General features: G+C 66.5%; 25 protein-coding genes. 9 read left to right on the top strand and 16 right to left on the bottom strand.

Annotation, left to right across the window (positions count from 1 at the left end):
- Window position 1 precedes the first annotated feature (1 nt).
- Window positions 2–457, top strand: coding sequence for a GtrA family protein (locus tag IBX22_RS18335; protein ID WP_309234665.1), 456 nt, complete (start codon window positions 2–4; stop codon window positions 455–457).
- Here IBX22_RS18335 and IBX22_RS18340 read toward each other — a convergent pair.
- Both IBX22_RS18340 and IBX22_RS18345 read right to left on the bottom strand, forming a co-directional pair.
- Window positions 454–1,086 carry a pyridoxamine 5'-phosphate oxidase family protein gene (locus tag IBX22_RS18340; RefSeq protein ID WP_194816763.1) on the bottom strand — a complete coding sequence of 211 codons (633 nt, stop codon included), beginning with the start codon at window positions 1,084–1,086 and terminating at the stop codon, window positions 454–456. The two genes, IBX22_RS18335 and IBX22_RS18340, sit on opposite strands and share 4 nt — an antisense overlap.
- A gap of 190 nt (window positions 1,087–1,276) precedes the next feature.
- On the bottom strand, window positions 1,277–1,636 hold the full coding sequence (locus tag IBX22_RS18345) for a MerR family transcriptional regulator (protein ID WP_194816764.1): 360 nt from the start codon (window positions 1,634–1,636) through the stop codon (window positions 1,277–1,279).
- A gap of 50 nt (window positions 1,637–1,686) precedes the next feature.
- Between IBX22_RS18345 and IBX22_RS18350 the strand changes: the two genes are divergently transcribed.
- A complete protein-coding gene (locus IBX22_RS18350; RefSeq protein WP_194816765.1) occupies window positions 1,687–2,319 on the top strand; it encodes an NAD(P)H-dependent oxidoreductase in 633 nt (210 codons plus the stop codon).
- On the opposite strand, the gene IBX22_RS18355 is transcribed toward IBX22_RS18350, so the two are convergent.
- Window positions 2,316–4,496 carry a molybdopterin-dependent oxidoreductase gene (locus IBX22_RS18355; RefSeq protein WP_375540251.1) on the bottom strand — a complete coding sequence of 727 codons (2,181 nt, stop codon included), beginning with the start codon at window positions 4,494–4,496 and terminating at the stop codon, window positions 2,316–2,318. The two genes, IBX22_RS18350 and IBX22_RS18355, sit on opposite strands and share 4 nt — an antisense overlap.
- A gap of 154 nt (window positions 4,497–4,650) precedes the next feature.
- Window positions 4,651–5,142, bottom strand: a complete 492-nt coding sequence (locus IBX22_RS18360) for a hypothetical protein (protein ID WP_194816767.1) — start codon at window positions 5,140–5,142, stop codon at window positions 4,651–4,653.
- Window positions 5,143–5,328: 186 nt separating this feature from the next.
- Between IBX22_RS18360 and IBX22_RS18365 the strand changes: the two genes are divergently transcribed.
- Both IBX22_RS18365 and IBX22_RS18370 read left to right on the top strand, forming a co-directional pair.
- Window positions 5,329–5,877, top strand: coding sequence for a DUF4282 domain-containing protein (locus tag IBX22_RS18365; RefSeq protein WP_194816768.1), 549 nt, complete (start codon window positions 5,329–5,331; stop codon window positions 5,875–5,877).
- Window positions 5,878–6,113: 236 nt separating this feature from the next.
- Window positions 6,114–7,016, top strand: coding sequence for a helix-turn-helix transcriptional regulator (locus tag IBX22_RS18370; protein WP_228538861.1), 903 nt, complete (start codon window positions 6,114–6,116; stop codon window positions 7,014–7,016).
- Window positions 7,017–7,019: 3 nt separating this feature from the next.
- Here the strand turns inward: IBX22_RS18370 and IBX22_RS18375 are convergent, their stop codons facing one another.
- The gene (locus IBX22_RS18375) at window positions 7,020–7,445 is read right to left on the bottom strand and encodes a MarR family winged helix-turn-helix transcriptional regulator (protein WP_194816769.1); all 426 of its coding nucleotides are present in this window, start codon (window positions 7,443–7,445) and stop codon (window positions 7,020–7,022) included.
- A gap of 86 nt (window positions 7,446–7,531) precedes the next feature.
- Here IBX22_RS18375 and IBX22_RS18380 point away from each other — a divergent pair, with 86 nt between their 5' ends.
- Window positions 7,532–9,016: an MFS transporter gene (locus IBX22_RS18380; protein WP_194816770.1), complete on the top strand. Its 1,485-nt coding sequence runs from the start codon at window positions 7,532–7,534 to the stop codon at window positions 9,014–9,016.
- Between the two features lie 56 nt (window positions 9,017–9,072).
- Here the strand turns inward: IBX22_RS18380 and IBX22_RS18385 are convergent, their stop codons facing one another.
- The gene (locus IBX22_RS18385) at window positions 9,073–9,621 is read right to left on the bottom strand and encodes a dTDP-4-dehydrorhamnose 3,5-epimerase family protein (protein ID WP_194817780.1); all 549 of its coding nucleotides are present in this window, start codon (window positions 9,619–9,621) and stop codon (window positions 9,073–9,075) included.
- 2 nt (window positions 9,622–9,623) lie between these two features.
- Window positions 9,624–10,544 (bottom strand): glucose-1-phosphate thymidylyltransferase RfbA, encoded by a 921-nt coding sequence (rfbA, locus tag IBX22_RS18390; protein ID WP_194816771.1) that lies wholly within the window; start codon window positions 10,542–10,544, stop codon window positions 9,624–9,626.
- A 265-nt stretch (window positions 10,545–10,809) separates the two neighbouring features.
- On the opposite strand from rfbA, the gene IBX22_RS18395 reads away from it, so the two are divergent.
- Window positions 10,810–11,793: an alpha/beta hydrolase gene (locus tag IBX22_RS18395; RefSeq protein WP_194816772.1), complete on the top strand. Its 984-nt coding sequence runs from the start codon at window positions 10,810–10,812 to the stop codon at window positions 11,791–11,793.
- 282 nt (window positions 11,794–12,075) lie between these two features.
- On the opposite strand, the gene IBX22_RS18400 is transcribed toward IBX22_RS18395, so the two are convergent.
- Both IBX22_RS18400 and IBX22_RS18405 read right to left on the bottom strand, forming a co-directional pair.
- Entirely contained in the window at window positions 12,076–12,786 is a 711-nt protein-coding gene (locus IBX22_RS18400; protein ID WP_194816773.1) for a hypothetical protein, read from the bottom strand.
- 182 nt (window positions 12,787–12,968) lie between these two features.
- On the bottom strand, window positions 12,969–13,679 hold the full coding sequence (locus IBX22_RS18405) for a hypothetical protein (RefSeq protein ID WP_194816774.1): 711 nt from the start codon (window positions 13,677–13,679) through the stop codon (window positions 12,969–12,971).
- Between the two features lie 284 nt (window positions 13,680–13,963).
- Between IBX22_RS18405 and rfbB the strand changes: the two genes are divergently transcribed.
- Window positions 13,964–14,980, top strand: a complete 1,017-nt coding sequence (gene rfbB / locus IBX22_RS18410; protein ID WP_194816775.1) for a dTDP-glucose 4,6-dehydratase — start codon at window positions 13,964–13,966, stop codon at window positions 14,978–14,980.
- Window positions 14,981–15,028: 48 nt separating this feature from the next.
- On the opposite strand, the gene IBX22_RS18415 is transcribed toward rfbB, so the two are convergent.
- Both IBX22_RS18415 and IBX22_RS18420 read right to left on the bottom strand, forming a co-directional pair.
- Window positions 15,029–16,930, bottom strand: a complete 1,902-nt coding sequence (locus IBX22_RS18415; protein WP_194816776.1) for a glycosyltransferase — start codon at window positions 16,928–16,930, stop codon at window positions 15,029–15,031.
- Between the two features lie 83 nt (window positions 16,931–17,013).
- On the bottom strand, window positions 17,014–17,547 hold the full coding sequence (locus IBX22_RS18420; protein ID WP_309234667.1) for a GtrA family protein: 534 nt from the start codon (window positions 17,545–17,547) through the stop codon (window positions 17,014–17,016).
- Between the two features lie 96 nt (window positions 17,548–17,643).
- Here IBX22_RS18420 and IBX22_RS18425 point away from each other — a divergent pair, with 96 nt between their 5' ends.
- The gene (locus IBX22_RS18425; protein ID WP_194816778.1) at window positions 17,644–18,627 is read left to right on the top strand and encodes a glycosyltransferase; all 984 of its coding nucleotides are present in this window, start codon (window positions 17,644–17,646) and stop codon (window positions 18,625–18,627) included.
- A 107-nt stretch (window positions 18,628–18,734) separates the two neighbouring features.
- The gene (locus tag IBX22_RS18430; protein WP_194817781.1) at window positions 18,735–20,240 is read left to right on the top strand and encodes a DUF2142 domain-containing protein; all 1,506 of its coding nucleotides are present in this window, start codon (window positions 18,735–18,737) and stop codon (window positions 20,238–20,240) included.
- 25 nt (window positions 20,241–20,265) lie between these two features.
- Here the strand turns inward: IBX22_RS18430 and IBX22_RS18435 are convergent, their stop codons facing one another.
- From IBX22_RS18435 to IBX22_RS18455, 5 genes are all read right to left on the bottom strand, one after another.
- On the bottom strand, window positions 20,266–21,114 hold the full coding sequence (locus IBX22_RS18435) for an NAD(P)-dependent oxidoreductase (RefSeq protein ID WP_194816779.1): 849 nt from the start codon (window positions 21,112–21,114) through the stop codon (window positions 20,266–20,268).
- Window positions 21,115–21,275: 161 nt separating this feature from the next.
- A complete protein-coding gene (locus tag IBX22_RS38155; protein WP_305082260.1) occupies window positions 21,276–21,995 on the bottom strand; it encodes a hypothetical protein in 720 nt (239 codons plus the stop codon).
- A 124-nt stretch (window positions 21,996–22,119) separates the two neighbouring features.
- A complete protein-coding gene (rsgA, locus tag IBX22_RS18445) occupies window positions 22,120–23,172 on the bottom strand; it encodes a ribosome small subunit-dependent GTPase A (protein ID WP_194816780.1) in 1,053 nt (350 codons plus the stop codon).
- Window positions 23,173–23,356: 184 nt separating this feature from the next.
- Window positions 23,357–24,319 carry a glycosyltransferase gene (locus IBX22_RS18450; protein WP_228538862.1) on the bottom strand — a complete coding sequence of 321 codons (963 nt, stop codon included), beginning with the start codon at window positions 24,317–24,319 and terminating at the stop codon, window positions 23,357–23,359.
- Window positions 24,316–25,161 (bottom strand): ABC transporter ATP-binding protein, encoded by an 846-nt coding sequence (locus IBX22_RS18455; RefSeq protein WP_194816781.1) that lies wholly within the window; start codon window positions 25,159–25,161, stop codon window positions 24,316–24,318. The genes IBX22_RS18450 and IBX22_RS18455 overlap by 4 nt, the downstream gene beginning before the upstream one ends.

Genomic DNA, 25,161 nt, shown 5'->3' on the forward strand with positions numbered 1-25,161 from the left:
AGTGCAAGCCGAACCACACCTTCCGCTGCCTGCCGAGCTGCCGCTGGTAGACGAGCCGGGCGGGACCGATGTCGACCTGAAGACTCAGATCATCCGGTTCACCGTCACCGGCGGGCTGTCGGCGATCGTGGACTTCGGGCTGTACGCACTGCTGTTCACGGTGGTCGGCCTGCCACGCGAACTCGCGAAGTCGGCCAGCTTCGTCGCGGGTACGACAACGGCGTACCTGATCAACCGCCGCTGGACCTTCAAGGCCGAGCCGAGCCGGGTCCGTTTCCTCGCGGTGATCGCGCTCTACGCGTGCACCTTCGCCGTGCAGGTCGGCCTCAACGGCGTGATGTACTCCACGCTGCCGGATGAGTGGTGGCGGCTGCCGCTGGCCTTCCTCGTCGCGCAGGGCACCGCCACCGTCATCAACTTCGTGGTGCAGCGCCTGGTGATCTTCAAGATCCACTAGGAGATACGCGCGCCGGCGAGATCGCGTTGCGCCGCGCCCGATTTCGCCCCGAAGTAGTCGCCGCCCTTGGCGCGCACGTTGTCGGTGCCCCAGTCGCGCTGTTCCCGCGGCGCGGGCGCCAGGTGCGGAATGTGCTTGCGGCAGTGGATGTATGCCTCTTCGACATCGACCACCACCCAGTGTTCGGCGACGCGCCCCTTGAGGTTCGGTGGCAGGTCCGCGACACAGCGGCGCAGCGCGACGTCCTCGACGATGCGGGCCGAACCGTTGATGTGCAATCCGATGAGGTCGCGGACGAAATCGATTAGCAGGATGCCTACGTGGGGATTCTCCAGGATGTTGCCGAGGCTGGCCATTACGCCGTTTCCCCGATATTCCGGATAGGCAATCGTGCGTTCATCGATGACGTGCAGGAATCCGGGTGGGCCGGCCCGGAAACTGGTGTCGCATTCGCCGTGTTTGTCGGCGGTGGCGAGGAACGCCATATCCATCCGCGCGACGAATTCGATCATTACCGGGTTGAGCCGGTCCAGGACCTGGTCGGCGTAGAAGCGCTCGGCTCTGTCCTGCGTACCGTACCTGTCCTGCAGTTCGTGCTCGCCGTCACTGCCGCAACGTGTTTCGGGCATGGGTGCCCCCTAGGGTTGCCGGAATCCGCGTGCCCCGCGGCTCCCCGATGAGCGCGCAGGCACACCAAATCTGGTCCAGTCTAATGGAAACCGTACGGGCTAATCTACGAAATCAACATTGCAAAAGCACCGAATGCTTAGTTAGCGCAAGTGTTTCCGTGGATTAGCTACATTCCGACCGGACGTTTTGTCAGCTGTTTGCGATGTCCGCGCGCAATTTCGCCAGGCTCGCCTTTTCGGAGAGCAGCCGCTCGATGCCGGCGTCCAGTCGGCGGGTGCGCTCGTCGAGCTGAGCCAGCACGGCGTCGCGGTCGTCGGCGGTGGCGTGCTGCGGTGCGGTGCAGGCGATGTGGATCAGCTCGGCGGCCTCGGTGAGGGTGAGGCCGGAACTGAGCAGGCACCTGATGTCGTGCACCGTCTTGACGTCCTCGGGACTGTAGGAGCGGTAGCCGTTCGGATGGCGTTGCGGCGTCAGCACACCCGCGTTCTCGTAGTGCCGCAGCATCCGCGGGGTCGCGCCGGTGGCCGCGCTGAGGTCGCTGATCCGCATTCGGCTCGCTCCTTGACATTGACGTTAATGTCATACTTTAGCGTGGCGGCATGACGAACGACCTGCACCGCCCCAACGTCCTGCTCGTTGTCTCCCACCCGGACCACGATTCCGCCTCCTGGGCTCTCACCCGCGCCATCGAAGAGGGCATCCGGTCCGATGGCAGCACGGCGGTCACCGTGCACGACCTGACGGCGACCGGCTTCGACCCGGTCTTCACCGCCGCCGACCTCGCCGTGCACCGGCTGCGCGGCGAGGTGCCCGCGGACGTCGCGGCCGAGCACCGGCTGGTCGAGTCGGCCGATGTCGTCGTCGTCCTGTTCCCGGTCTACTGGTGGTCGCTGCCCGCGCTCGCCAAGGGCTGGATCGACCGGGTCTTCAGCCGCGGCTGGGCCTACGAGAACAGCGCGACCGAAACCGGAAGCGCCATCGATGAATTGCACTTCGTCGGGTTGGCCGGTGTGACCGAGGGGCCCTACGACCGCCGTGGATACAAGGAAGCGATGACCGTACAGCTGCAGCACGGCATCGCCGGCTACTCGGCGATCCCGAACTCCTCTTTGTCGCTGCTCTACGGCACCGAAACCACCGACCCGGCAGTCCATCAGGATCTGGCCGCCCAGGCCTTCAAGCTCGGCGCCGACCTGGCGCAGCGTGCGCAGGCGGCCTTCGACGGCGTTTAGGTGGCGATCAAGGTCACCGGAACACCGTTGAAGACCGCGTTCCCCGAGGGCACGTCCACGATCGAATCATCGGTCAGCACATTGGCGTTCACGCCGGCGTGCGCCCGCGCGACGGTCTGCGCGCTGTCCGCGTGTCCCCAGCCGTGCGGCAGGCTCACCACGCCGGGCATGATCGCCTCGGTCGGCTCCAGCGGCACCGTCAAGGTGCCCGCCGCCGACTTCACCACCGCGTGATCGCCCAGTCCGAGCTTTTCCACATCCTGGGGATGAATGTGCAAGGTGCACTTGTTGGAGCCGCTCACCAGGGGTGCGACATTGTGCATCCAGCTGTTGTTGGACCGCAGCTGCCGTCGCCCGATCAGCACGAAATCCGGTGCGGGTTCACCGATCCGGTCCCGCATCCGCGCCACCTCGTCGAGCAGCGGCTGCGGCGCCAGCTCGACCCGCTTGGACGCGGTGATCAGCACGCCGGGCAGTCGCGGCCGCAGCGGACCGAGGTCGATGCCGTGCGGATTGTCCAGTAGGGCTTGCAGATTCAGCGTCCCGCCGTTCCATTCGCCGTACGGCCCGACCCGCAGCATGAGGTCGAGGCGCTGCTCGGTACTGGTGGCGCCCTGCAATTCCGGGCGCCGGTCCGAGAGCCCGGCCTTCTGCAGCGTGCCCGAAATGATCAGCTCGTCGACCATGGCGAGGATATCGCCGGTGTGCGGCTGTCCGGTCAGCGCCGCTCCAAGGCGTGCGAGTACCGCGGCCTCCGACGGCCGGTCGCCCAGCGGTACCAGCGGCGGCGAGTATCGGGCGTAGTTACGCACCGCGAACTGCAGCAATGCGAAGTCGTAGTGCGGTGACTGCACCGGGCGCGACGGCGGCAGGATGACATCGGCGTGCCGCGTGGTCTCGTTGACGTACCGGTCCACGCTCACCATGAAGTCCAGTTGCGCGAAGGCGGCGTCGAGCCGCGCGCCGCTCGGGGCGGACAGCACCGGGTTGCCCGCGACGGTGACCACCGCACGCACCTGACCTGTTCCGGGCGTGAGGATTTCGTCGGCGAGGGTGGCGACGGGCATTTCGCCCATCGCCTCCGGCAGCCCGCGCACCCGGCTGGCCCAGCGTCCGATCCGGAACGGTTTCGTGCGGGTGATCCCGCCCGCCGCGGCCTCGGGGAACATCGCTCCGCCGGGAGCGTCCAGATTGCCGGTGAGCACATTGATCGCATCCACCAGCCACTGTGTGACAGTGCCGAATTCGGCGGTGCAGGTGCCGATGCGCGCGTAGACGGCGGCGGTGGGTGCTGCCGCGAGTTCGCGGGCCAGCCGCACGATGGTCTCGGCGGGCACGCCGGTGCGGGCGGCCACCGCTTCCGGGGTGAATTTCAGGGCGGCCGTGCGCAATTCGTCCAGGCCGTTGACCTCGACCGTCACCGAGGTCAACTCCTCGGCGAACAGGGTGTGCACAATTCCGAACAGCAGATACGCGTCACTGCCGGGCCGGACGAACAGGTGCTCGTCGGCCAGCTTCGCGGTCCGGGTGGCCCGCGGATCCACCACCACGAACTTCCCGCCACGCCGCCGCAGCGCTTTCAACCGGCCCGGGAAATCCGGTGCCGTGCACAGGGATCCGTTCGATTCGAGCGGATTCGCGCCTAACATCAGCAGGTAATCGGTGCGGTCCAGATCCGGCACCGGGATGCGCAGCGGGTCGCCGAACATCAGCCCGCTGGCCACCTGTTTCGGCATCTGATCCGCGGTGCTCGCAGAAAACAGGTTCTTGGTGCCGAGCGCCCGGATCAGCACCGGCACGTACAGCGCTCCCGCGACGGTATGCGCGTTCGGGTTGCCCAGATACAGTGCCGCCGATTGGTTTCCGTGCTCGGCCACGACCGGGGGAAAGCGCTCGGCGATGTAGTCGAAGGCCTCGTCCCAGGTGGCCGTGCGCCAGGTGTCGGTGGCCCGGTCCCGGATCAACGGCTCGGTCACCCGATCCGGGTCCTCGTCCAGCGCGCCGAAGCTGGCGCCCTTGGGACAGATGAAACCCTGGCTGAACGGATCCAGCTTGTCCCCGCGCACCGAGGTCACGTGGTCGTCGGCGTCGAGCTGCAACTCCAGCCCGCACACCGCCTCACACAGCGGACAGGTTCGCAGCAGGTTCCTGGACGTGATCTCGCTCATACAAACCATCTTGGCCTGCCGAGGCCGCCGACAACACCCCGGAAACCACAACGACCGGTATCCGCGCGTGGCGGCTACCGGTCGTTCCGCGTCCGGTTTCCAAGGACCGGCCGCCCCTGCAGGGGGGAATCGTGGTGGAACGCAGTATCAGGTCGAGCGAGTGTCAGCAGGCAACGCTGGTGACACTGGTGACGCCGGACCGGCGCCGAGCCAGCACCGAGCGCACCGCCGCGCCGATCGCGACGACCGGCGGCAGCCAGCGGGCCTCGTTCGGGGCGACGCCCCAGCAGGCCGAGCCGGCGGAGAGCTGAGTCGGCGGCAGCGGGATGCCCGCGCCGTCGGAGTAGATGACCGCGCCGGCCTCGCGCAGCGCCTCGAGCGCCATCGCGGCCTTGCGGACACCGGTGACCAGGTGGATCTCGCGACGCTCGCTGCCCGGGATCTCGATCACGGGGCCGGAGAGGTTGTTGGCGCGCAGGAAGCGGCGGACCTCGCCTGCGAGCTCGCCGTTCACCTCGATGCCGGAAACGTCGGCATCGGTGATCAGGCAGATCCCGTTGGCCGTTTCGGCAACCGTCCACCCGCGCTGGCTGTAGTCCTGCGCTGCGGCAGTCATGTCGGCCGCCGAGACGGAAGTCGGAAACGTGGTGCGCACTGTCTTTCTCCATTCCCCGATTAGATCTGGGTCCTGCTGCGTTCATGGGTCGTATCGACGCCAGGTAGCTCCAGCGTTACGGATTGATCGGAAACTTCTTTGGGAGTGTTGGATTCGTCTCACCGGTGCAGGTTTGCTATCAATTTCCGGTTGGCCGGTATCGGGGTTCACGTGCAGGATCACGCCATGACCGATGACACCGAGGAAGTCCCTGTGGACCCCGCGGAGTACGAGACCGAATCCCGTTGGATCACTTGGAAAGACCGCTTCGCCAAGCCGCGTGAGGTCGCGGAAGAACCGGCGGCCGAACCGTTCGAAAGTCCGCGGGCGTTCCGGGAGTGGAGCATCGAAGCGGCGCGCGGGCTGCTCGACGTGCAGTTCCACCGCCCCGCTACCCGCACCCTCCTTCCACTGGCTTACATGTTGGGCCTGGCCGGCGCGGTGGCCGTCCCGGTCGTGCTGATCGTGCTGATGTGGCAGGTCTCCGCGGTGCTGGGGGCGCTGACCGTGCTGATCGGCATCCCGCTGGGACTCACCATCGCGGCAGTCGTGCGACTGCTGCTGGAATTTCTGGTCAACGCTTCCCGGCTGGCGACCCGCGTGGAGCACATCAGCGAACTGGCCGACGATCTGTTCCAAGCGCTCTCCGATGTGGCCGAACCGGTGAATCAGCTGTCCGAGGACGTGCGGGCGGTGCAGTTCTGGCGGTTTCGGAGAAAAGGTCCCAAGAAGTAGCCAACCAGGCTAAATTCCCCAATCAACCCTACCCTGAACCGCTTTGACGTCAATGTGACAGTGGCGTATCTGAGCTGTACGTCGTACGCTATGTCAGATTTGCTGTGAAACAATGCTGTTCGGGTGTCCGGGTCACGACGACGGATACCGGTAGGGAAGCGTCGTACCGGTGGCAGTGGAGGTGCCGCCGGGTAGTCGACGCGCGGCCACGAGCCGCATCAGTACGAGGGGGAATCATGGCTGTACCACCTAGAACCACCAGCTCCACACCGGCGGGCACCACCGGATCGACCATGCCGCGGCGCCAACTCGGCCGCCAGCTGCGTGAGTTACGAACCCGGGCCCGGATGACCACCCGCACGGCCGCCCAGCAATTGGAGTGGTCCGAGGCCAAGATCTGGCGCATCGAAACGGGACAGACCTCGTTGCGCAGCCTCGATGTAGAGGCCATGTGCAAGATCTACGGCGCACCGGAAGACCTCGTCGCTCCGCTGGCCGCGCTGGCCCGGGAAACCAAGGCGCGCGGCTGGTGGACCAGCTACAGCGACGTCATCCCCGAGGGCTTCGATGTCTACATCGGACTCGAGGAAGCGGCCCGGGTGCTGACCTCCTACGAGAACGAACTGGTCCCCGGACTGCTCCAGACCGAGGACTACGCCCGCGCGCTGGTCGCCGCCGCGCGCCCGGGCATGCCCGCGGCGGAAATCGAACGACGCGTGCAGCTCCGCCTGGCCCGCCAGCAGCTGATCCTGCGCAGCGAATCGCCGGTGCAGCTGGATGTGGTGATCAGCGAGGCCGTGCTGTGGCGCCGCATCGGCGGCCCGGACGCGACCGCGGCCCAGCTCGACCACCTGCGGCAGGTGTGCGACCTCCCGAATGTCCGGGTGCAGGTGGTGCAGTCGGAGTCGGAGTACCACGACGGCATGGAGACCGGCCGTTTCGTCATGCTGGAATTCCCCGAGGGTGCGATGGGGGAGCAGCCGGAACCGCCGGTGGTCTACATCGAAGCCTTCACCGGCCCGGTGTATTTGGACAAGACGCCCGAAATCGACCGCTACCGTGCGGCTTTCGCGAACATCAAGGCGGCGTCGGTGGACGCGCGCGCGATCATCGAGGACGCTCGCGCCAGTCTGGTGTAGCGCTCAGCTGTCGCACTTCTTGCGCGCTTCCCACGTGTTCGCGAGGACTTCGCGATGGGTGGGCAGCGCCTGCTGGTAGACCTCGCGGCCCTTCTCGGTGAGGCAGACGAAGATGGCACGCCGGTCGTCGACGCACATCCGGCGCGACACCAGTCCGTCGCGTTCCAGGCGCGCCACCGTCCGTGACAGTGCGCTCTGGCTCAGATAGATGTCCTCGGCGAGATCGCTCATCCGGTAGTCGCCGCTGTTCGCGTCGATCAGGCGGTCCAGCGTCTCGAACTCGCTGACCCCGATCTGATGCTCGCCCTGCAGCGCTTTTTCGAGGGCACAGCTCACCGCCGCGTGACGATCGAGCAGCTCACGCCACTCGCCTACCAGCCCGGAGGCGGCGTTGCCCCGGGCTGTCTCAGTAAGAGACGGCTTCGACATGACCACATCTTAGTGTCGCCGGGAGATCTATGCAACCGCATTAGATGTGTTGACAATAAATGCGCGTGCATGCAATCGTACTGATCATGACTTCACCAGCAACGCTCTCGGCCGCCGTGGAGGCGACCGACCCGACCAAATGGTCCGCCCGGCTCTGGGGCATGCTGATCACCCTCTGCATCGTGCTCTTCCTCGACGGCCTCGACGTTTCGATGATCGGTGTCGCGCTGCCCTCGATCGGCGCCGAACTCGATCTGTCCACCTCGACCCTGCAGTGGCTGGTCTCCGGCTACGTGCTCGGCTACGGCGGCCTGCTGCTGCTCGGCGGGCGCACCGCCGACCTGCTCGGACGCCGCAGCGTCTTCCTGATCGCCCTGGCGGTCTTCGCGATCGCCTCGCTGGCCGGCGCCTTCGTCAGCGACGGCACGCTGCTGATCATCACCCGCTTCATCAAGGGCCTGGCCGCCGCGTTCACCGCGCCGACCGGTCTGTCGATCATCACCACGAACTTCCGTGAGGGCCCGGCCCGCAACAAGGCGTTGTCCATCTACACCGTGTTCGGTGCGGGCGGCTACTCCATGGGTCTGCTGTTCGGTGGTCTGATGACCGGTCTCGGCTGGCGCTGGACCTTCCTGCTCCCGGTCCCGGTCGCCATCGCCGCCCTGGTCGCCGCCTGGTACCTGGTGCCCAAGGACAAGCCCGCCGAAGAAGGCGGACACGACATCCTGGGTGCGGTGCTGTCCACTGCGGCAATGCTGCTGCTGGTCTACACCGTCGTCACCGCCCCCGAGGTGGGCTGGACCTCGGTGCGCACCCTCGGCTCGTTCGTGATCACTGTCGCGCTGTTCACCGGATTCATCGCGGTGGAGAAGCGCGTGAAGTACCCGCTCATCCGGCTCGGCATCTTGAAGAAGGCCAGCCTGGTGCGCGCCAGCCTCGCCATCATCGCGGTCGCCGGCTCCTACTTCAGCTGGCAGTTCATCACCACGATGTACCTGCAGGAAACCCTCGGCTGGTCGCCGCTGAAGCTGTCGCTGGCACTGCTTCCGGTGGGTCTGCTCGTGGTCGCCTCGGCGTTCGTTTCCGACAAGCTGGTCGACCGCTTCGGCACCGGCCCGATCATCGCGGTCACCATGGTGATCATGGCGCTGGGCTACCTGGCCTATCTGCGCCTGGACGTCGCGCCGAACTACCTGACCGTGCTGCTACCCGCGCTGCTGCTGATCGGCATCGGCTGGGTCGGCTTCCCGGCCATCAACATCCAGGCCACCAGCGGTATCGAGGATGATGAGCAGGGCCTGGCGGCCGGCGTGCTGCAGACCGCCATGCAGGTCGGCGCGGCCATCATCCTGGCCGTGACCACCGCGATCATCACCAGCGGTGTGCACACCGACCGGAGTCCGGAGGCCATGCTGGACACCTACCGTCCGGGCCTGCAGTTCGCCGCCGGTGTGGCGATCGTCGGAGCTCTCGTGGCGCTCACGGTGTACCTGCCCAAGCGGCGCAAGCCTGTGGCGCAACAGGATTCGGCCGCGGCCGAGTTGAAGCCCGCCCTGGAGCCCGTCGGCTGAGGCCGGTCAGACCGAAGGCCCCGCGTATGCAGCGCGGGGCCTTCGGTCTGTCCAGGTCAGGAAAAAGGCGGGGCGACAGTGTCTTTGGCGGAGCGGACGTAGGACAACCGCTGTCCGTCGCGGCCGAGCTCGGGCCACTCGATGCCCAGCTGGGGATCGAAAGCGTCTATGTCCCGGTCGAATTCGGGGGTGTACTCCAGCGAGCACAGGTAGGTGACCGTGGAGTGGTCTTCCAGCGACAGGATCGCGTGCCCCAGGCCTTCGGAGAGAAACACCGAGCGGCGGTGCACGTCGTCGAGCAGCACGCTGTCCCAGCGGCCGTAGGTGGGGGAGCCGGGGCGCAGGTCGACGACCACGTCGAAGAAGGCGCCGCGCACGCAGGTCACATATTTGGCCTGGCCCGGCGGGTCCTCGGTGTAGTGGATGCCGCGCAGCACGCCGGCCGCCGACACCGAGGTGTTCACCTGGCACAGGTCGAAGGTCCGCCCGGTCGCCTTCTCGAACTCCGAGGCCTTGAACGTCTCGGCGAAGGCGCCGCGCTCGTCGCCGAGCAGGCGCGGGGTCATCACCCACGCGCCGGGGACCGTGAGTTCCCGAAACTCCATGGTCACCAATCCCACCTGGGCCCACGCCCGTCCGGGCCGTGCATCATGCCGCCGTGGTCCGGCCCCTGCGCGAGCAGATCGAGCAGATAGGAGCCGTAGCCCGAGCGAACCAGCGGTTCGGCCTGCGCGCACAGCTGGTCGTCGTCGATATACCCCATCCGCCAGGCGACCTCCTCCGGCACGCCGATTTTCAGGCCTTGGCGTTCCTCGATGGTGCGCACGTAGTTGGCGGCGTCCAGCAGCGAGTCGAAGGTGCCGGTGTCCAGCCAGGCGGTGCCGCGGGCCAGCACGTCCACCCGCAGGCGTCCGGCTTCCAGGTAGGCGCGGTTGATGTCGGTGATCTCGTATTCGCCGCGCGCGGAGGGCCGCAGCGTCTTGGCGATCTCCACGACATCGTTGTCATAGAAATACAGCCCCGGGATCGCGTAGTTGGAGCGCGGCTTCTTCGGCTTCTCCTCGATCGATACCGCCCGGCCCTCGTCGAATTCGATGACGCCGTAGGCGGTGGGATCGGAGACCCAGTAGGCGAAGACCGCGCCGCCGTCGAGGCCGGCGAAGCGGTTCAGGCTGGTGCCCAGGCCGGGGCCGTGGAAGATGTTGTCGCCGAGCACGAGCGCGGCGCTGTCGGTGCCGATGTGGTCGGCGCCGAGCACGAACGCCCGCGCCAGGCCGTCCGGTTCCGGCTGCACCACGTAGTCGAGGGAGATGCCGAACTGCGAGCCGTCGCCGAGCAGGCGGCGGAAGGCTTCGGCGTCCTCCGGTGTGGTGATCACCAGCACGTCCCGGATGCCCGCGAGCATCAACGTGGACAGCGGGTAGTAGATCATCGGTTTGTCGTAGACCGGGACCAGCTGCTTGCTCACCCCGCGCGTGATCGGGTGCAACCGGGAGCCGGTGCCGCCCGCCAAGATGATTCCGCGCATGCCCAGGAGTCTGCCAGTTTCGCTACGGGTCGTCGCACTCGACGTCGGCCAGGTACCGACACGCCTACGAAATCATCACGGAGGTTTAGCTTCTCGGCGATTCGGGCGAATCTTGTTGTGTAGATCACATTCACGTGGTCTCCTGAGTTCGAGCGTTGTGAAACAACGCCGTGTGAGATGTCAGCGCCGATGTCTCGCCTGTTCCCCGGTGGGTGATCCCCGCCGTCCGGTCGGGCACGGCGCGCCAGTGGGAAGCAGGTGCGCGATGACCGCGATCGGTGTCGGCGAAGTAATGAATCCGGATGGACCCAGCCCGGCGGCCCGCCTGCTCCTGGCGACCTGCACCTCGGTGGTGCGTCCAGCGCTCCGGCTGGCTCCGATCACCCGGGCCACCATTCCGATCGGCGCGTTCGCCATCGACAACCTCGCCAAGCTGCGGCCCGGCCCGCGCGGCGTCGACCGGGAAGAGGTGACACTGAAGGGTTTCCGGATGGAGATCCTGCGCCCGGCCGGCGGCTCCAAGTCGCTACGCAACGGGGCCATGCTCTACATGCACGGAGGCGGCTTCGCGGTCTGCGGCTTGAGCACCCACCGTCCCGTCGCCGCCAGCTTGGCCCGCCGCACCGGCCTCCCCGTGGTCAATGTGGAATACCGGCAGCTGCCCGGCCGCAGCATCGCCCAGTCGGTGCAGGATTGCCTCACCGCCTACCGCTGGCTGCTGCGTAAGGGCGCGGACCCGTCCCGCATCACCTTTGCCGGTGACTCCGCGGGCGGCTACCTCACCTTCGCCACCGCCCTCGCGGCGATCGAAACCGGCCTGCCCGCCCCCGCCGGGCTGATCGGCCTGAGCCCGCTGCTCGACCTGGACTACGCGGCCAAGCGCGAGTACATGAATGTCGCCCGCGATCCTTATCTTCCGCTGTCCGCGCTGGCGGCGGTGGTCCGCATCGGCGCCGAGATCGACGGCCGGCTGGATCCGATGCTGTCCCCGGTGAACGGCGCGCTCGCCAGCCTGCCGCCGGTCCTGCTGGTCGCCGCCGAGGACGAAGTCCTGCGCTACGACTGCGAGCTCATGGCCCAGCGGCTCACCGCCGCGGGCGTACCGAACTCCGTCGAACTGTGGCGCGGCCAGGTGCATGCCTTCATGAGCATCGCGCCGGGATTGCCCGAGGGCCGCAAGGCGCTCGGTCGCGTCGCCCGCTTCGTTCGCGCCTGCACCGAGGAAGCCGAGACAGCGCGCACCGCCTGATTGGGCTCGGACGGCCTTGACCACGGTCGGCCGGACGAGCATGAACCCCCGCTCCCAGGTATGGGGCGGGGGTTCACTTGTGTCGCCGGAATTCTTTCGGGCAATAGTTTTCTGGCCGCGTTAGCGGCATGTTAAGAAATTGTCCGCCATGTTGCGGAAAGCAAATTGTCATCAAATAGATGGCGTGAGTTAATCACTCGTTCACCATGATCGAATGCCCGTGCGCAGCAGCACAACCCCGCCCGGAATTTCCGGACGGGGTTGTCTGAGACTGAACCGGAATTACTTGGCCGGCGGGGTGAACGGGGCGTTGATGGTGGCGAAGTACTGGACCACCGCACCGATCGCGACCGGAGCGGTCACGAAGATCTGACCCGCGACGGCGCCCAGGGCGCCCATGGCGGCCGCGCCGCCGAGGCAGCCCGCGAGGGCGGCCGGGATGAACGGTCCGAACAGGCCGACGATGGTGCCGCCGACGATGACGCCGCCCAGGACACCGCCCAGGACGCAGCCGACAGCCGCGCCGCCGAGGCCGCCGACCAGGGTGCCGATGGTGGCGCCCATGGAGATGGTGGAGGTCATGCGGCTCCAGGCAGCCTGCTCACGCTCGTACTCGGTCTTCCACGGCGCCTTGTCCTCGAACGGCAGGGCGACCGGCTTGTAGACCGCCTTGCTCATGTCGAGCTGCGGGGTCAGGGTCGCCTTGTGCTGGGAAACCTCTGCGGCGATGGGGAATTCGAACTCGTCGATCTTGAACTTGAGCGGGGTGCCCGCGACGGTGGTGCCGTCGGCCGCCTTGATCTTGAGGGCATCGTCTTCGATCACCAGCGAGCCGGAGTCGATGGAGATGATCGACTGGGTGTCGGTGGAGTCGGCGGTGAAGTTGATCGGCGCGGCGGCCGGGGCGGCGGGGGCCGCGTTAACGGTGCCCGCGGTGACGCCGAGGGCGGCGATCAGCAGGGCAGAGCTGGTGGCAAACTTCTTGAAACGCATGGTGTTTTGGTCCTCATCAGGTGCATTCAGCGGTTGGTGGTGACCGGTGACTGAGTTCGCAAACTTCCAGTAACCCGGTCGGGCCGAAGGGAGCCCCGCGCGGAAAGCACGCCGGGCGGGGCTCCTGGCTCGATGTTCGGTTGTTGATTCAGTTGTGCGAATTCAGTTGTGAGCTCGGGAAATTACTTCGCCGGGGGCACGAAAGGTGCGTTGATGGTGGCGAAGTACTGGATCGCGGCGCCGATGGCGACCGGAGCCGTGATGAAGATCTGGCCCGCGATGGTGCCGAGCGCGCCCATGGCGGCCGCACCGGCCAGGCAGCCCGCGAGGGCGGCCGGGATGAACGGGCCGAACAGGCCGACGATGGTGCCGCCGACAACCGCGCCACCCAGGACACCGCCCAGGACGCAGCCGACAGCCGCGCCGCCGAGGCCACCGACCAGCGTGGCGATGGTGGCGCCCATGCTGATGGTGTCCTTCAGGCGGTTGAACGCGGCCAGCTCACGGTCGTACTCGTTCTTCCAGGGAGCCTTGTCCTCGAAAGGCAGGGCGACCGGCTTGTAGACGGCCTTCTCCAGGGACAGCTGCGGGGTCAGGGTCGCCTTGCGATCCGAGATCTCTGCGGCGATGGGGAATTCGAACTCGTCGACCTTGAACTTCAGCGGGGTGCCCGCGACGGTGGTGCCGTCGGCCGCCTTGATCTTGAGGGCATCGTCCTCGATCACCAGCGCGCCGGAGTCGATGGAGATGATGGACTGGGTGTCGGTGGACTGGGCGGTGAAGTTGATGGCCTCGGGGGAAGCCTCGGCCGGAGCCGCGTTGACGGTGCCTGCGGTGACGCCCATGGCGGCGATCAGCAGCGCCGACGTTGCGGCGAATTTCCTCATCAGCATTTGGTTTTGAACCTCGATGTAGAGCGTTCGGAGGGGACTAACTGATCGAAATCTAGACCAGCTAACGGGTGGTGAACCGTTTGTGACCTTTAATTCAAATTTTGTTCACCAGCCGGACTCGCGCGATGGGGGGTTTTTGGAAATACGCACTCTCAGCACGCTTTTCAAATTCCGGCAATGATTCCGATCGGCATTAACCTGGTCCTGATGTGACGAACGCCACTCAGGTTGCTCTCAGGTGCCTCCGGCAACCCAGACAGTGCCACCGACGTAAGGTTCATGACGTGCGATTGCTCGTAACCGGCGGAGCCGGATTCATCGGTGCGAATTTCGTCCAGCAGACCGTGGCCCAGCGCCCCGGCACCACGGTGACGGTGCTGGACGCGCTCACCTACGCCGGAAACAAGGCCTCGCTCGACCCGGTCGCGGACCGAATCGACTTCGTGCACGGCGACATCGCCGACCTGGATCTGGTCGATGAACTCGTCAGCGGCGTCGACACGGTGGTGCACTTCGCCGCCGAATCGCACAACGACAACTCGCTCACCGAGCCGTGGCCGTTCATCCAGACCAATATCGTCGGCACCTACGCACTGCTGCAGGCCGTGCGCCGCTACGACGTGCGCTACCACCATGTCTCCACCGACGAGGTCTACGGCGATCTCACGCCGGACGAACCGCGCTTCACCGAGAGCACTCCGTATAACCCGTCCAGCCCGTACTCCGCGTCCAAGGCCTCGAGCGACCTGCTGGTGCGCGCCTGGACCCGGTCCTTCGGCGTGCGCGCCACGCTGTCCAACTGCTCCAACAACTACGGGCCGTACCAGCACGTGGAGAAGTTCATCCCGCGCCAGATCACCAATCTCATCGACGGCGTCCGCCCGCGCCTCTACGGCGCCGGGCATCAGATCCGCGACTGGATCCACGTCGAGGACCACAACCGCGCGGTCTGGGACATCCTCGACCGCGGCCGCCTCGGCCAGACCTACCTCATCGGCGCCAACGGCGAACTCGACAACAAAACCGTTGTCCAGCTGATCCTCGAGGAATTCGGCCGCGCCCCCGACGATTTCGACCACGTCACCGACCGCCCGGGCCACGACCAGCGCTACGCCATCGACGCCTCCCTGCTGCGCGACGAACTCGGCTGGTCCCCGCGCTACGCCGACTTCCGCGCGGGCATCAAGGCCACAGTGCAGTGGTACCGCGACAACGAGGACTGGTGGCGCCCCGAAAAGGCCGCCACCGAAAGCGCCTACGCCGCCGCAGGCGAACGCACCCTCGACGCCACCGCCGAGTAACGCCCACCCCAGAGGTTTCGAGCGCTCACCGGCGGTGGCGACGGGTTATCAGTCGGGGGCGATGCCGTAGAGGCGGGCCCAGTTCTCGCGGCTGGTGAGTTCCGGCATGGCGGCGCGGTATTCCTCGGTGAGGCGGGGGAGTTCCTTGCGGAGCCGGCGTAGGACGCGGATGGTGCGCTTGAGTAGCTGACGCGCACGTGCCTTGTCCCGCTGCCGGATTCGCACGCCGGACTGGGAGGCGTCGGTGACCACCACGTGGTCGAACAGCGAGACGTGCCACCAGTGCGCGTCCTCGCGGGTGACGCCGATCAGGCCGTGCTGGGTGCGGCCGGTCCACTGGTTGATGGCGCGCTTGATCAGCACCAGCAGGACACGGCTGGGTTCGCCGCCGGCCCTGCGCAGTTGGACGTCGGCGGCCCGCACCGGCGGGGTCGCGGCGGCGTGCTTGGCGGTCTCGGGGTAGTCGCCGCGGCTCTTGCGGGCCTGGGCCAGCGCGTCGATTCCGCCGTCGCGCAACACCTTCGGGCCCTGCAGGAAGTCCTCGATGCCCTGCAGGGTGGTGTGCGCGAGGCCGTACTGCATCGCGACCAGGTATTCGGCGATGTTGCGGAAGAACTGGCGGCTGATCTTCTTGCCGTCGAGTTGGGCGTGCATCGCGCCGACGATCAGCGAGTTGCGCGTGCTGAAGTAGCGCGCCCAGTCGTCGAAGTCCTTCCAGTAGAAGTCGGCGTGCCACACCGCGGCATTCGGCAGGGTGACGGTGACGAAGCCGTTCTCCCGCGCGCGCACGCCGTATTCGACGTCGTCCCACTGGAAGAAGATCGGCACCGGCAGCCCGATCTTGGCGACTACCTCGGCCGGGATCAGGCAGGTCCACCAGGCGTTGTAGCCGGCGTCGACGCGGCGCTCCTGGTTCTTCTTCAGCATGGAGGTGTTGCGTAGCGCCTTGGGCACCTTCTGCCCGTGCTTGAGCTCGTGCAGGTGCACCTCTTCGGCGCCGACGTTGAGGTAGTCGGGGTTGAGCAGGAACAGCATCTGCGCGCCGACCAGCGTCGGTTCCACCGTCATATTGGCGAAGGCGTTGAGCCGCAACACCGTTTCGGGTTCGCACAGGATGTCGTCGTCCATCAGGATGACGTCGGCGTGCTCGTTCACCGCGGACACCTCGTAGAGGCCGCGGGTGAAGCCGCCCGCGCCACCGAGATTCGGCTGCCGGATGTAGCGCAGCTTGTCGCCGAAGATGGGCAGCGTCTCCTGGAAGCGCGGCCGGTCCTGCACCAGATCGGTGCCCTGGTCGACCACGTACACCGCGTCGATCGCGTCGAGCACGGGCGCGTCCGAGGCCAGCGCCGCAACGGTTTCCGCGCAGTCGGCGGCGCGGTTGAAGGTGCAGATCGCGATGGCGACCGGGCGGATGCGCTCCGGTGCGTCCGCGGTCCAGGTGAGTTCGGAGATGCCGAGCGGCCCGCCGACGGCATCGAATTCGAGCCACAGCGCGCCACCGTCGACGAACTGATCCACCGTGGCGTTCAGCGTGAGCGCTCCACTCGCGGTGACATCGGCGGATCCGATGATGCGCCGGTGCCCGGCGATATCGGAGGCCACGATCCGCACCAGCGCCTTGCCGGTCACCTCGAGCACCATGGTCGCCCGCACCTCGGTGACCACGGTCCAGCGCTGCCAGTAGGCGGCGGCGAACCGGCCGAAGTAGGTGTTGGTGTGCGCGGTCGCGCCCTTTTCCAGGCGCAGTTCCAGGCGTTCCCGATGCGAGCGGCCCTTCACCACGGCGTACAGCTCGTCGCTGATCTTCGCCGACGGCCCGGTGAAGATGCCGCGCTGCAGCACGAGCCGATCGGGCGCCCGATGGTCGACCTGCAAGGCGGCGGGTGCAGCCTCCGCCGACCGCTGCTCGTTCGTTTCGGTAACGGCCTCGGTAGCCGACTGCTCCATGAAGTCCTCGAAATCTTTATTGTGCCGACGGGATGCCGTTCGCGGCGGGGGTGAGGATATCAATCCGGACCCTCTAGCGCCCGTCAGGCTTGCGGTTTGGATCCGGTGAACACGAATTTGTTATAGGCCCAGTAGCGGAAACCGACCGCCACCGCCTGGCCGATGAACGTGCCGGAGATGTTGTCCGACAGCGGCGTCGACAGGTCCAGTACGTAACGGGAGAATCCGAGGCAGCCCAGCTGCAGCGCGATCGCGATCACGTTGAACAGCGCGTACAGCAGATATTCGCGACCCGGGTTGTCGGTCTGCTGATCGGCGAAGGTCCACCATTTGTTGCCGAAATAGGTGACGACCGTGGCCACCAGGATCGCGATGATCTTCGCGGCCAGCGGCTGGTTATAGAGCACACCCTCGCCACCCCAGAACACCAGCAGGTTGTAGGTGCCCGCGTCGACCAGGAAACCGATACCGCCGACGACCAGGAAGGCACTGCCCTTGCGGAGCGCGGAAATCAGCTTGGCGGCCAGGTTCGGGCCCGGTTCGGCAGCGGTCACGGCCTCGACAGCGGAGACCGGCGGCGGATCCGGGACTGACACGGGCTGCTCGGGGTAAGACACTGAGTGACGGTACCTGAACGCGAGTGCGCACCAGACCCAACGGCCCTGTACCCTCCCGGTGTTCCCTTTCACCGCCGACATCGAGGATTTACCCGGGTGGATTCCACCGAGCTTCGTATCGCCGCAGTCGTCCCCTGCCACAACGAAGAGGCATCGGTCGCCAAGGTCGTCGCCGATCTACAGGCCGCCGTGCCGGGAATCGTCGTCTACGTCTACGACAATCTCAGCACCGACAAGACGGCCGAACGGGCCCGTGCAGCCGGTGCGATCGTGCGGTTCGAAAACACCAAGGGCAAAGGCAATGTGGTGCGCCGCGCCTTCGCCGATATCGACGCCGACATTTATCTGATGATCGACGGTGACGACACCTACGAGGCGTCGGCCGCGCCGTTGATGATCAAGACGCTGCTCGACGGCCCCTACGACCATGTGCTCGGTGTGCGCCGCGAAGCTGAGTCACTGAAGAGCGCCGGCGCCTCGGCCTACCGCGCCGGCCACGAGATGGGCAACAAGGTCCTCAACGGTGTGGTCGGAAAGGTGTTCGGCGAGAACGTCGAAGACATGCTCAGCGGGTTCCGGGTGTTCTCCCGTCGCTTCGTGAAGAGCTTCCCCGCGGTCTCGCGCGAATTCGAGATCGAGACCGAGCTGACGGTGCATTCGCTGCACCTGCGCGTGCCGAAGACCGCGGTGCCGGTCGGGTTCCGCGACCGGCCTGCGGGCAGCGAATCCAAACTTCGCACGTACCACGACGGATTCAAGATCCTCGGGTTGATCCTCGGGCTGGCCCGGCACGAGCGTCCGGTCGCGTTCTACGGCCTGTTCGGCACGTTGAGCTGGCTGGTCTCGATCGCCTTGGCCATCCCGATCGTCATCGAGTTCTACGCGACCCATGAGGTGCCGCGTTTCCCGACGCTGTTCCTCGCTTTCACCTTGCTGCTGCTCGGCAGCCTGGCCTGGACCGCGGGCCTGGTGCTCGATGGCATCCGCCGTTCCCGGCACGAGGCTTCACGTTTGATCTACCTGCTGCATTCCGCGCCGGGCGTGGCCGACCTCGGCGGTGACGCGGAGCCTCGGCGGTGACCACCTCCGCCGATCGCACCGACCCGAACGCGGCAGGTGTAACCGAGTCGAGCGCGAACGGGGCTGCGCCGGAAACGAATTCGGGCGATGAAGAGCGCGTGCGGACGATGGTAGGCACCATGGTCAGCGCCGACGAGCCGGGGCCCGTGCGCCGGGTGGCGGCGTCGGTCGTGCACCGGTTCGGCGCTGCGACAGTCGCTTTCGCGGTGCTCGTGACGATTTTCGGTGCCGCGTTCGCCGTGAGCACGCCGCCGTTCTGGGGCCATGACGAGATCACCCAGTTCGGGCGGGCCTATCAGGTCGCGCACGGCGGTTTCCTGCCGGAAGAGATTGCGGATACCCGCGGTGTCTCCTATGGCGGTGAGGTGCCGGAAAGCATCACCGAGCTGATGGGCTACGCGCTGAAGGACTACACCACCAATCCGCAAGAGCCGGATCCGATGGTGTACGACCCCGCCGACTACGACCGGTTCAAGCGCGCCGAGATCTCCACGGCCGAGGAGCCGGTGTGGTTCACCAACACCGCCGCATACTCCCCGGTTCCGTATATCCCTGCCACCGTTGGCATTCGGATCGCCGAAGCGCTCGACCTGAATGTCGGCGGCATGATCATGGCGACCCGGCTCGCCGGCCTGGCCGTGTATCTGGCGCTCGTCGGGTTCGGGCTGTGGGCGCTGCGCCGCCACCGGGTGCAGTGGCTGGTGTTCGCGGTCGCGCTGCTGCCGATCGCCGTCTTCCAAGCGGGCACCGTCACGGCCGACACCATGACCAACGCGCTCGCCATCATGGTGTCGGCGCTGCTGGTCAAGGCGCTGTTCCTCGGAGATCGGCTGGGCCGCACCGAAACCGCCGCCATCCTGGCCGCCGCCATCCTGCTGCCGCTGAGCAAGCCGACCTACGTTCTGCTGGCCATGCTGCTGGTGTTGATACCTGTGGAGCGATTCGCGTTCGGCTCCGCCGAGCCGCGCCGCTGGCAGCGATTCGTGCCCTGGGTACTCGCGGGCGTGGGCGCTATCTGTTTCGCCCTCTGGACCAAGATCGCCGGACCGACCACCAAGGGCATGGGCCTGATGCGCCCGGAGCACCAGTGGAATTCGGTGCGCCCGGCCGACCAGGTCTCCGGAATCCTGGGCGACCCACTGGCTTTCGTGGACGTGTTCGGCGACAGCATCGTCTACCGCGACCAGCGCTGGTTCACCCAATTCTTCGGTGAACTCGGCTTCGCCTACATCGACGTGCCCGCGCTCTCCATCGTCGCCTGCCTGCTCGCGCTCGCGGTCGCGATCGGCATCGCCGACCGGATGACCGCCTCGACCCGCTGGCGCACCTGGGTGGTCGCGCTGACGGTGGCCGCGAGCGTCGCGATGATCTACGTGACGCTGTACATGTCGTTCACCCCGGTCGGCTACTACATCATCGATGGCGTGCAGGGGCGGTACTTCGTGCCGCTGGCCATCATCGCCCTCGGGGTGCTGCTGCGCTGGATGCCGTTGCGGCTCACCGACACCGAGGGCAAGACGCCCACGTTCGGCCCGGCCATTACCATCGCCGCCGCCAGCTCGATCGGCCTGATCGCGGCGCTGGCGAAGTATCACGCCATCGTCTGGGGCTAGGGCAGCCCCAGGCGACCGCGGTGCGTCAGAGGAACAGGTCGGTGGTCAGCTCGCCGTCGCCCGGGGTGACCCGGTACTGGTCCAGATCCGTGATCCCGTGCGCCGCAAGCACATCGTCATCGATGAAGAAGTTTCCGCTGGTCTTCTCCGCCGGTGAGGTGAGCACCAGGTACGCCGCGTCGGCGTAGATCGCGGGCGTGCGCGAAGTGGACATCATCTCGTCCCCGCCGAGCAGGTTCCGCACGGCGGCGGTGGCGATGGTGGTGCGCGGCCACAGCGAGTTCACGCCGATCCCGTCGCCCTTCAGCTCCTCCGCCAAACCCAGTGTCGTCAGCGACATTCCGTACTTGGCGATGGTGTAGCCCAGCGCCATCCCGGCCCACTTCGGATCCAGATTCAGCGGCGGCGACAGCGTCAGGATGTGCGGGTTCCGGCCCGCCTGCGCGGACGCCCGGAGGTGCGGAATGCTCAGCTTCGACAGCAGGAAACTGCCGCGGCAGTTGATGTCCTGCATCAGGTCGTACTTCTTCATCGGCAGCACTTCGGTGGGGGACAGGTCGATCGCCGACGCGTTGTTCACCACCAGATCGATCCCGCCGAACCGCTCCACGGTCTGCCGTACCGCCTCGGCCACCGATTCCTCGAGCCGCACATCGCCGACGAACGGCAGCACCTGCCCGCCGGCCGCCTCGATCTCCGCGGCCGCGGTGTGGATGGTCCCCGGCAGCTTCGGATGCGGCTGGTCCGTCTTCGCGATCAACGTGACATTCGCACCGTCGGCCGCCGCCTTCTTGGCGATCTCCAGCCCGATGCCCCGGCTCCCGCCCGACATGATCATCGTCTTGCCCGCCAACGGCTTGCCCGATTCCGCCATGACCTGCTCCTGTCTGTATGCCGCAGGAATTGAGGCGCCCGCGGCCATCCGCACTTCGCACACTAAGCGTAAACCCGCCCGCTATGCAACCAGTTGCATATGGCGTTCGGGCAGCAAAAGGGGCACCGGACCTATGGTCCGATGCCCCGTCAGCAGTTCGGCTAGAGCGCCAGCAGTGTCAGGAAGTTCAGCAGGAAGATCAACCCCGCGAGCCCCCAAGAGATGTAGATGAAGATCAGCGCCGGCGTCTTCTGCGGCACCTGCCCCATCGCGCCGTCGAGGAAGATGATGGCGGGCGGCCGGTAGTAGTACCGCACACCCTGACCTTCGTTGATCATCACCTGATCCTGCGCCGGGCCCATATCGAACAGCCACGGCGTGCACACCTTCAGGTGATACTGCCCCGGCCCCACCGGAATATGGTTCTCGCCCCACTTCGTATTCGGTACCCGCTGGCCGTTGATCTCGATCTTCGGCTTGGTGATCGCGAGCAGGAACAGCGGCCACTCGTACTCCGCCTGCACGGTGATCCCGGGCGGGGCCGGGGCGGCCATCGGCGCGCCGTACGGTGCCTGCTGCCCATACTGCGGCGCGGCCTGCCCGTACTGCGGCTGCCCATACGGATCGGGCTGGCCATACGGCTGCTGCGCCGGTTGGCCATACCCCTGCTGCGCCGGTTGCCCGTAAGGCTGTGCGCCATAAGGCTGCCCAGCGGCGGGCTGCCCATAAGGTTGCGGTGCACCGTACGGATTTCCCGCAGGCACCGGTTGCTGACCAAACGCAGGCTGCTGCTGCCCGGGCCATTGCCCACCTTGCGCCTGATCCTGAGGCGGGATTCCGCCGGGGTAACTCATCCAAAACCCTCCCGAAAGCACGGTCATTCGCGCCGAACCCTACCGTGGATCATCGTTTCCGGCCGTACAGCCCATGTGGTTGTGAACGGCTGTGGATAAACCCGCGGTACCCCGCAGCAAAATGGCTGCGGGGTACCGGGATTCGGGTGGGTCAGCGGCGCGAGCCGCGTTCGCGGTACATGCGCCGCTGTTGCTTCATGACCGACTTCCACTCCCGAGCGCGTTCGGCTTGCAGGCGTTTGTCGGTACGGGATTCCATCCAAGCGTTCTCGCGGACGAGTTTGCGGTAGCTGTCGAAGCGGCGCTGCGTCAGCGCACCGGTTTCGATGGCTTCCTGGACGGCGCAACCGGGTTCGGCTTGGTGCGAGCAGTCCAGGAAACGGCAACTCGCGGCAAAGGATTCGATGTCACTGAAGGTCTTCTCGATACCTTCGGCGGCGTCGTAGAGCCCGATCCCGCGCAAGCCCGGCGTGTCGATCAGGGTGCCGCCGCCCGGGAGGGGGCGGAGCTCGCGGTGGACGGTGGTGTGCCTGCCTTTCTTGTCCACGGCGCGAACATCGTTGGTGGCGAACACTTCCGCGCCGAGGAGGGCGTTGGCCAGGGTGGATTTACCGGCGCCGGAGGGACCGATCAGGGCGACGGTGCCGTCGAGCATGGCGGAGAGGACGTCCAGGCCCGCGCCGGTGTCGGCGGAGACGGCGAGAACGACCGCGCCGGGCGCTGCGGCCTGTACCTCGTCGATCGGAATATCCTCTGCCGCATCGGCTTTGGTGAGCAGCACGATGGGCTGGGCATTGCTTTCCCAGGCCAGCGTGAGCATCCGTTCGATACGGTTCAGGTCGACATCGCCGTCGGCAGCCGAGCAGATCAGCACCGTGTCGACATTCGCGGCCAGCACCTGGCCTTCGGATCGCCCGGAGACCGAGGACCGCATGATCGCCGAGCGGCGCGGCAGCAACTGCCGCACATTCAGATCGGCATCGACAGTCACCCAGTCGCCTGTGCACAAACCACTGATCTCGGAATCCGAGCGCGGGCAGCGAGCGCGGGCGAGCCCGGTCGGTGTCGCCACGTCGCATTCGCTGCGATCCATACGGATGACGCGCGCAGGAACCCGGCCGGTTTCGATGAGTGGGGTGTATTCGTCGGCTACGGCTTCGGTCCAGCCGAAAGGGACGTGAAAGTTAGGGTCGTTCTCGACCATGATGGAAGGAATCCTTCGTCGGGCTGAACCCCGACTCGGGGTTCAGTGAAATGAGGTGGAGGGGGAGATCGGCGCTGCGGGCAGCGCAGGCACGACAATCCGCACGGTTGTAACCACGATCTCCACCTCCTCAACTCTCTCGACGTTCCGACCACTGTGACACAGCCCCGGAAGGGCGTGCAACCTATTTATCCGGCTTCCCGAACTGCTCGTGCCGGCCGAGGCTGCGCAGGTGGAACCACTCCTTGAGACCGGCCGGATCCCGGCGGGTGACCAGGAAGAACCAGGAGAACCGCACCCACTCCTGCGGCAGCAGCTTGCGCATACCGGGCTGCGACATCAGATACCCGCGATTGCGGTAGGTGAAGTACCGCTTCACCGGATCGTCCGGGTACTGCGTGTGCATCCGTCCACCCAGAATCGGCTTGAACTCGGCCGCGCCGTTGGGATGCAGGTACGCCGTCTGCAGGCAGGTGCCGAACGGCAGCCCGGAGCGCACCAGCCGGCGATGCACCTCGACCTCGTCGCCGCGCACGAACAGCCGCAGATCCGGCACACCGATCTGATCGACCGCCTTCGCCGCGATCAGCGCACCGTTGAACAGCGAAGCGATGCCGGGCAGGAAATCCTCGTCGCCGAGCTCGGACCGCAACCGCCGCCACACCACGCCGCGGCGCAGCGGGAACGCCAGTCGATCCGGTTCGTCGATATCGCAGACCACCGGCGAGACCTCGGCCAGCCCGTGCCGGCGCGCGCAATCCAGCAGCACCGCAAGCACTTCCGGGCCTTCGGGCCGCCCGTCGTCGTCGGCCAGCCAGACCCAGTCCGCGCCGAGGGTCAGCGCGTGCAGGATGCCGAGCGCGAAACCGCCCGCGCCACCGAGGTTGTGCGCCGAACCCAGGTACGTCGCTTCGATCGGCTGCTCCGCCACCAGCTCCGCGACCTCGGGCTCGTTCGCGTTGTCCACCACGATCAGGTGGTCCACCGGACGCGACTGCGCGGTAAGGACTTTCAGCGATTCGGTGAGCAGTTCGCGGCGCTTGTGCGTGACCACCACCGCCACGATCCGGGCCTCGGCGCCGGTCGAGGGCTGCTCGAACGGCGCGTCCGGCCTGGTCGGGTCATTCGGCCCGCTCGGCTCACTCATGCCTGATTACGCTCCAGTTCTCGCTCTGCTCGCACGCCCGCCGCGCGTTCGGCTTCCATTTCCCGCAGCACCGTTGCCACGTGATTTCCCGCATCGGGGCCCTCGTACGCGCGCACTACATCTTCGATACCGCCGCGTTGGCGAATCTGCCCGTGATCGATCCACAGCGCGGAATCGCAGAGCTGGGCGAGGAATTCGTTGGAATGGCTGGCGAACACCAGGATGCCAGACCGGGCGACGAGTTCCTGCAGCCGCAGCCGCGCTTTCTTCATGAATTCGGCGTCGACCGCGCCGATACCCTCGTCCAGCAGCAGGATTTCGGGATCGATGGAGGTCACCACGCCCATCGCCAGGCGCACCCGCATACCGGTCGAGTAGGTGCGCAGCGGCATCGACAAATACTCGCCGAGCTCGGTGAAATCGGCGATCTCATCGATCTTCGACAGCATCTGCTTGCGGGTCTGCCCGAGGAAAAGCCCGCGGATGATGATGTTCTCGTAGCCGGAGATCTCCGGGTCCATACCGACGCCGAGGTCGAACACCGGCGCCACCCGGCCGCGGATGCGCGCACTGCCCCGGGAGGGTTCGTAGATACCCGAAAGCAGCCGCAGCAGCGTCGATTTGCCCGCGCCGTTGTGCCCGACCAGGCCGACCTTGTCGCCTTCCTTCAGCGACAGATTGATATCCCGCAGGGCCTCGACGACCACCACGTCGGACTGATTGCGTCCGATGGCCCCGCCCGCCTTGCCGAGGAACGCCTTCTTCAACGACCGCGATTTGGCGTCGAAGATCGGGAATTCCACCCACGCCTGGTGGGTTTCGATGCTCACATTCGAAGTCAC

Origin of the sequence: Nocardia sp. XZ_19_385 (genome assembly GCF_015355755.1) — a bacterium.
GTDB lineage: Bacteria > Actinomycetota > Actinomycetes > Mycobacteriales > Mycobacteriaceae > Nocardia.

Excerpts from the sequence above, each read along its gene's own strand:
- IBX22_RS18340 (WP_194816763.1), bottom strand. The coding sequence starts at position 1,086 with ATGCCCGAAACACGTTGCGGCAGTGACGGCGAGCACGAACTGCAGGAC.
- IBX22_RS18345 (WP_194816764.1), bottom strand. The coding sequence starts at position 1,636 with ATGCGGATCAGCGACCTCAGCGCGGCCACCGGCGCGACCCCGCGGATG.
- IBX22_RS18350 (WP_194816765.1), top strand. The coding sequence starts at position 1,687 with ATGACGAACGACCTGCACCGCCCCAACGTCCTGCTCGTTGTCTCCCAC.
- IBX22_RS18355 (WP_375540251.1), bottom strand. The coding sequence starts at position 4,496 with ATGGTTTGTATGAGCGAGATCACGTCCAGGAACCTGCTGCGAACCTGT.
- IBX22_RS18365 (WP_194816768.1), top strand. The coding sequence starts at position 5,329 with ATGACCGATGACACCGAGGAAGTCCCTGTGGACCCCGCGGAGTACGAG.
- IBX22_RS18370 (WP_228538861.1), top strand. The coding sequence starts at position 6,114 with ATGGCTGTACCACCTAGAACCACCAGCTCCACACCGGCGGGCACCACC.
- IBX22_RS18375 (WP_194816769.1), bottom strand. The coding sequence starts at position 7,445 with ATGTCGAAGCCGTCTCTTACTGAGACAGCCCGGGGCAACGCCGCCTCC.
- IBX22_RS18380 (WP_194816770.1), top strand. The coding sequence starts at position 7,532 with ATGACTTCACCAGCAACGCTCTCGGCCGCCGTGGAGGCGACCGACCCG.
- IBX22_RS18385 (WP_194817780.1), bottom strand. The coding sequence starts at position 9,621 with ATGGAGTTTCGGGAACTCACGGTCCCCGGCGCGTGGGTGATGACCCCG.
- rfbA (WP_194816771.1), bottom strand. The coding sequence starts at position 10,544 with ATGCGCGGAATCATCTTGGCGGGCGGCACCGGCTCCCGGTTGCACCCG.
- IBX22_RS18395 (WP_194816772.1), top strand. The coding sequence starts at position 10,810 with ATGACCGCGATCGGTGTCGGCGAAGTAATGAATCCGGATGGACCCAGC.
- IBX22_RS18400 (WP_194816773.1), bottom strand. The coding sequence starts at position 12,786 with ATGCGTTTCAAGAAGTTTGCCACCAGCTCTGCCCTGCTGATCGCCGCC.
- IBX22_RS18405 (WP_194816774.1), bottom strand. The coding sequence starts at position 13,679 with ATGCTGATGAGGAAATTCGCCGCAACGTCGGCGCTGCTGATCGCCGCC.
- IBX22_RS18415 (WP_194816776.1), bottom strand. The coding sequence starts at position 16,930 with ATGGAGCAGTCGGCTACCGAGGCCGTTACCGAAACGAACGAGCAGCGG.
- IBX22_RS18430 (WP_194817781.1), top strand. The coding sequence starts at position 18,735 with ATGGTAGGCACCATGGTCAGCGCCGACGAGCCGGGGCCCGTGCGCCGG.
- IBX22_RS18435 (WP_194816779.1), bottom strand. The coding sequence starts at position 21,114 with ATGGCGGAATCGGGCAAGCCGTTGGCGGGCAAGACGATGATCATGTCG.
- IBX22_RS38155 (WP_305082260.1), bottom strand. The coding sequence starts at position 21,995 with ATGACCGTGCTTTCGGGAGGGTTTTGGATGAGTTACCCCGGCGGAATC.
- rsgA (WP_194816780.1), bottom strand. The coding sequence starts at position 23,172 with ATGGTCGAGAACGACCCTAACTTTCACGTCCCTTTCGGCTGGACCGAA.
- IBX22_RS18450 (WP_228538862.1), bottom strand. The coding sequence starts at position 24,319 with ATGAGTGAGCCGAGCGGGCCGAATGACCCGACCAGGCCGGACGCGCCG.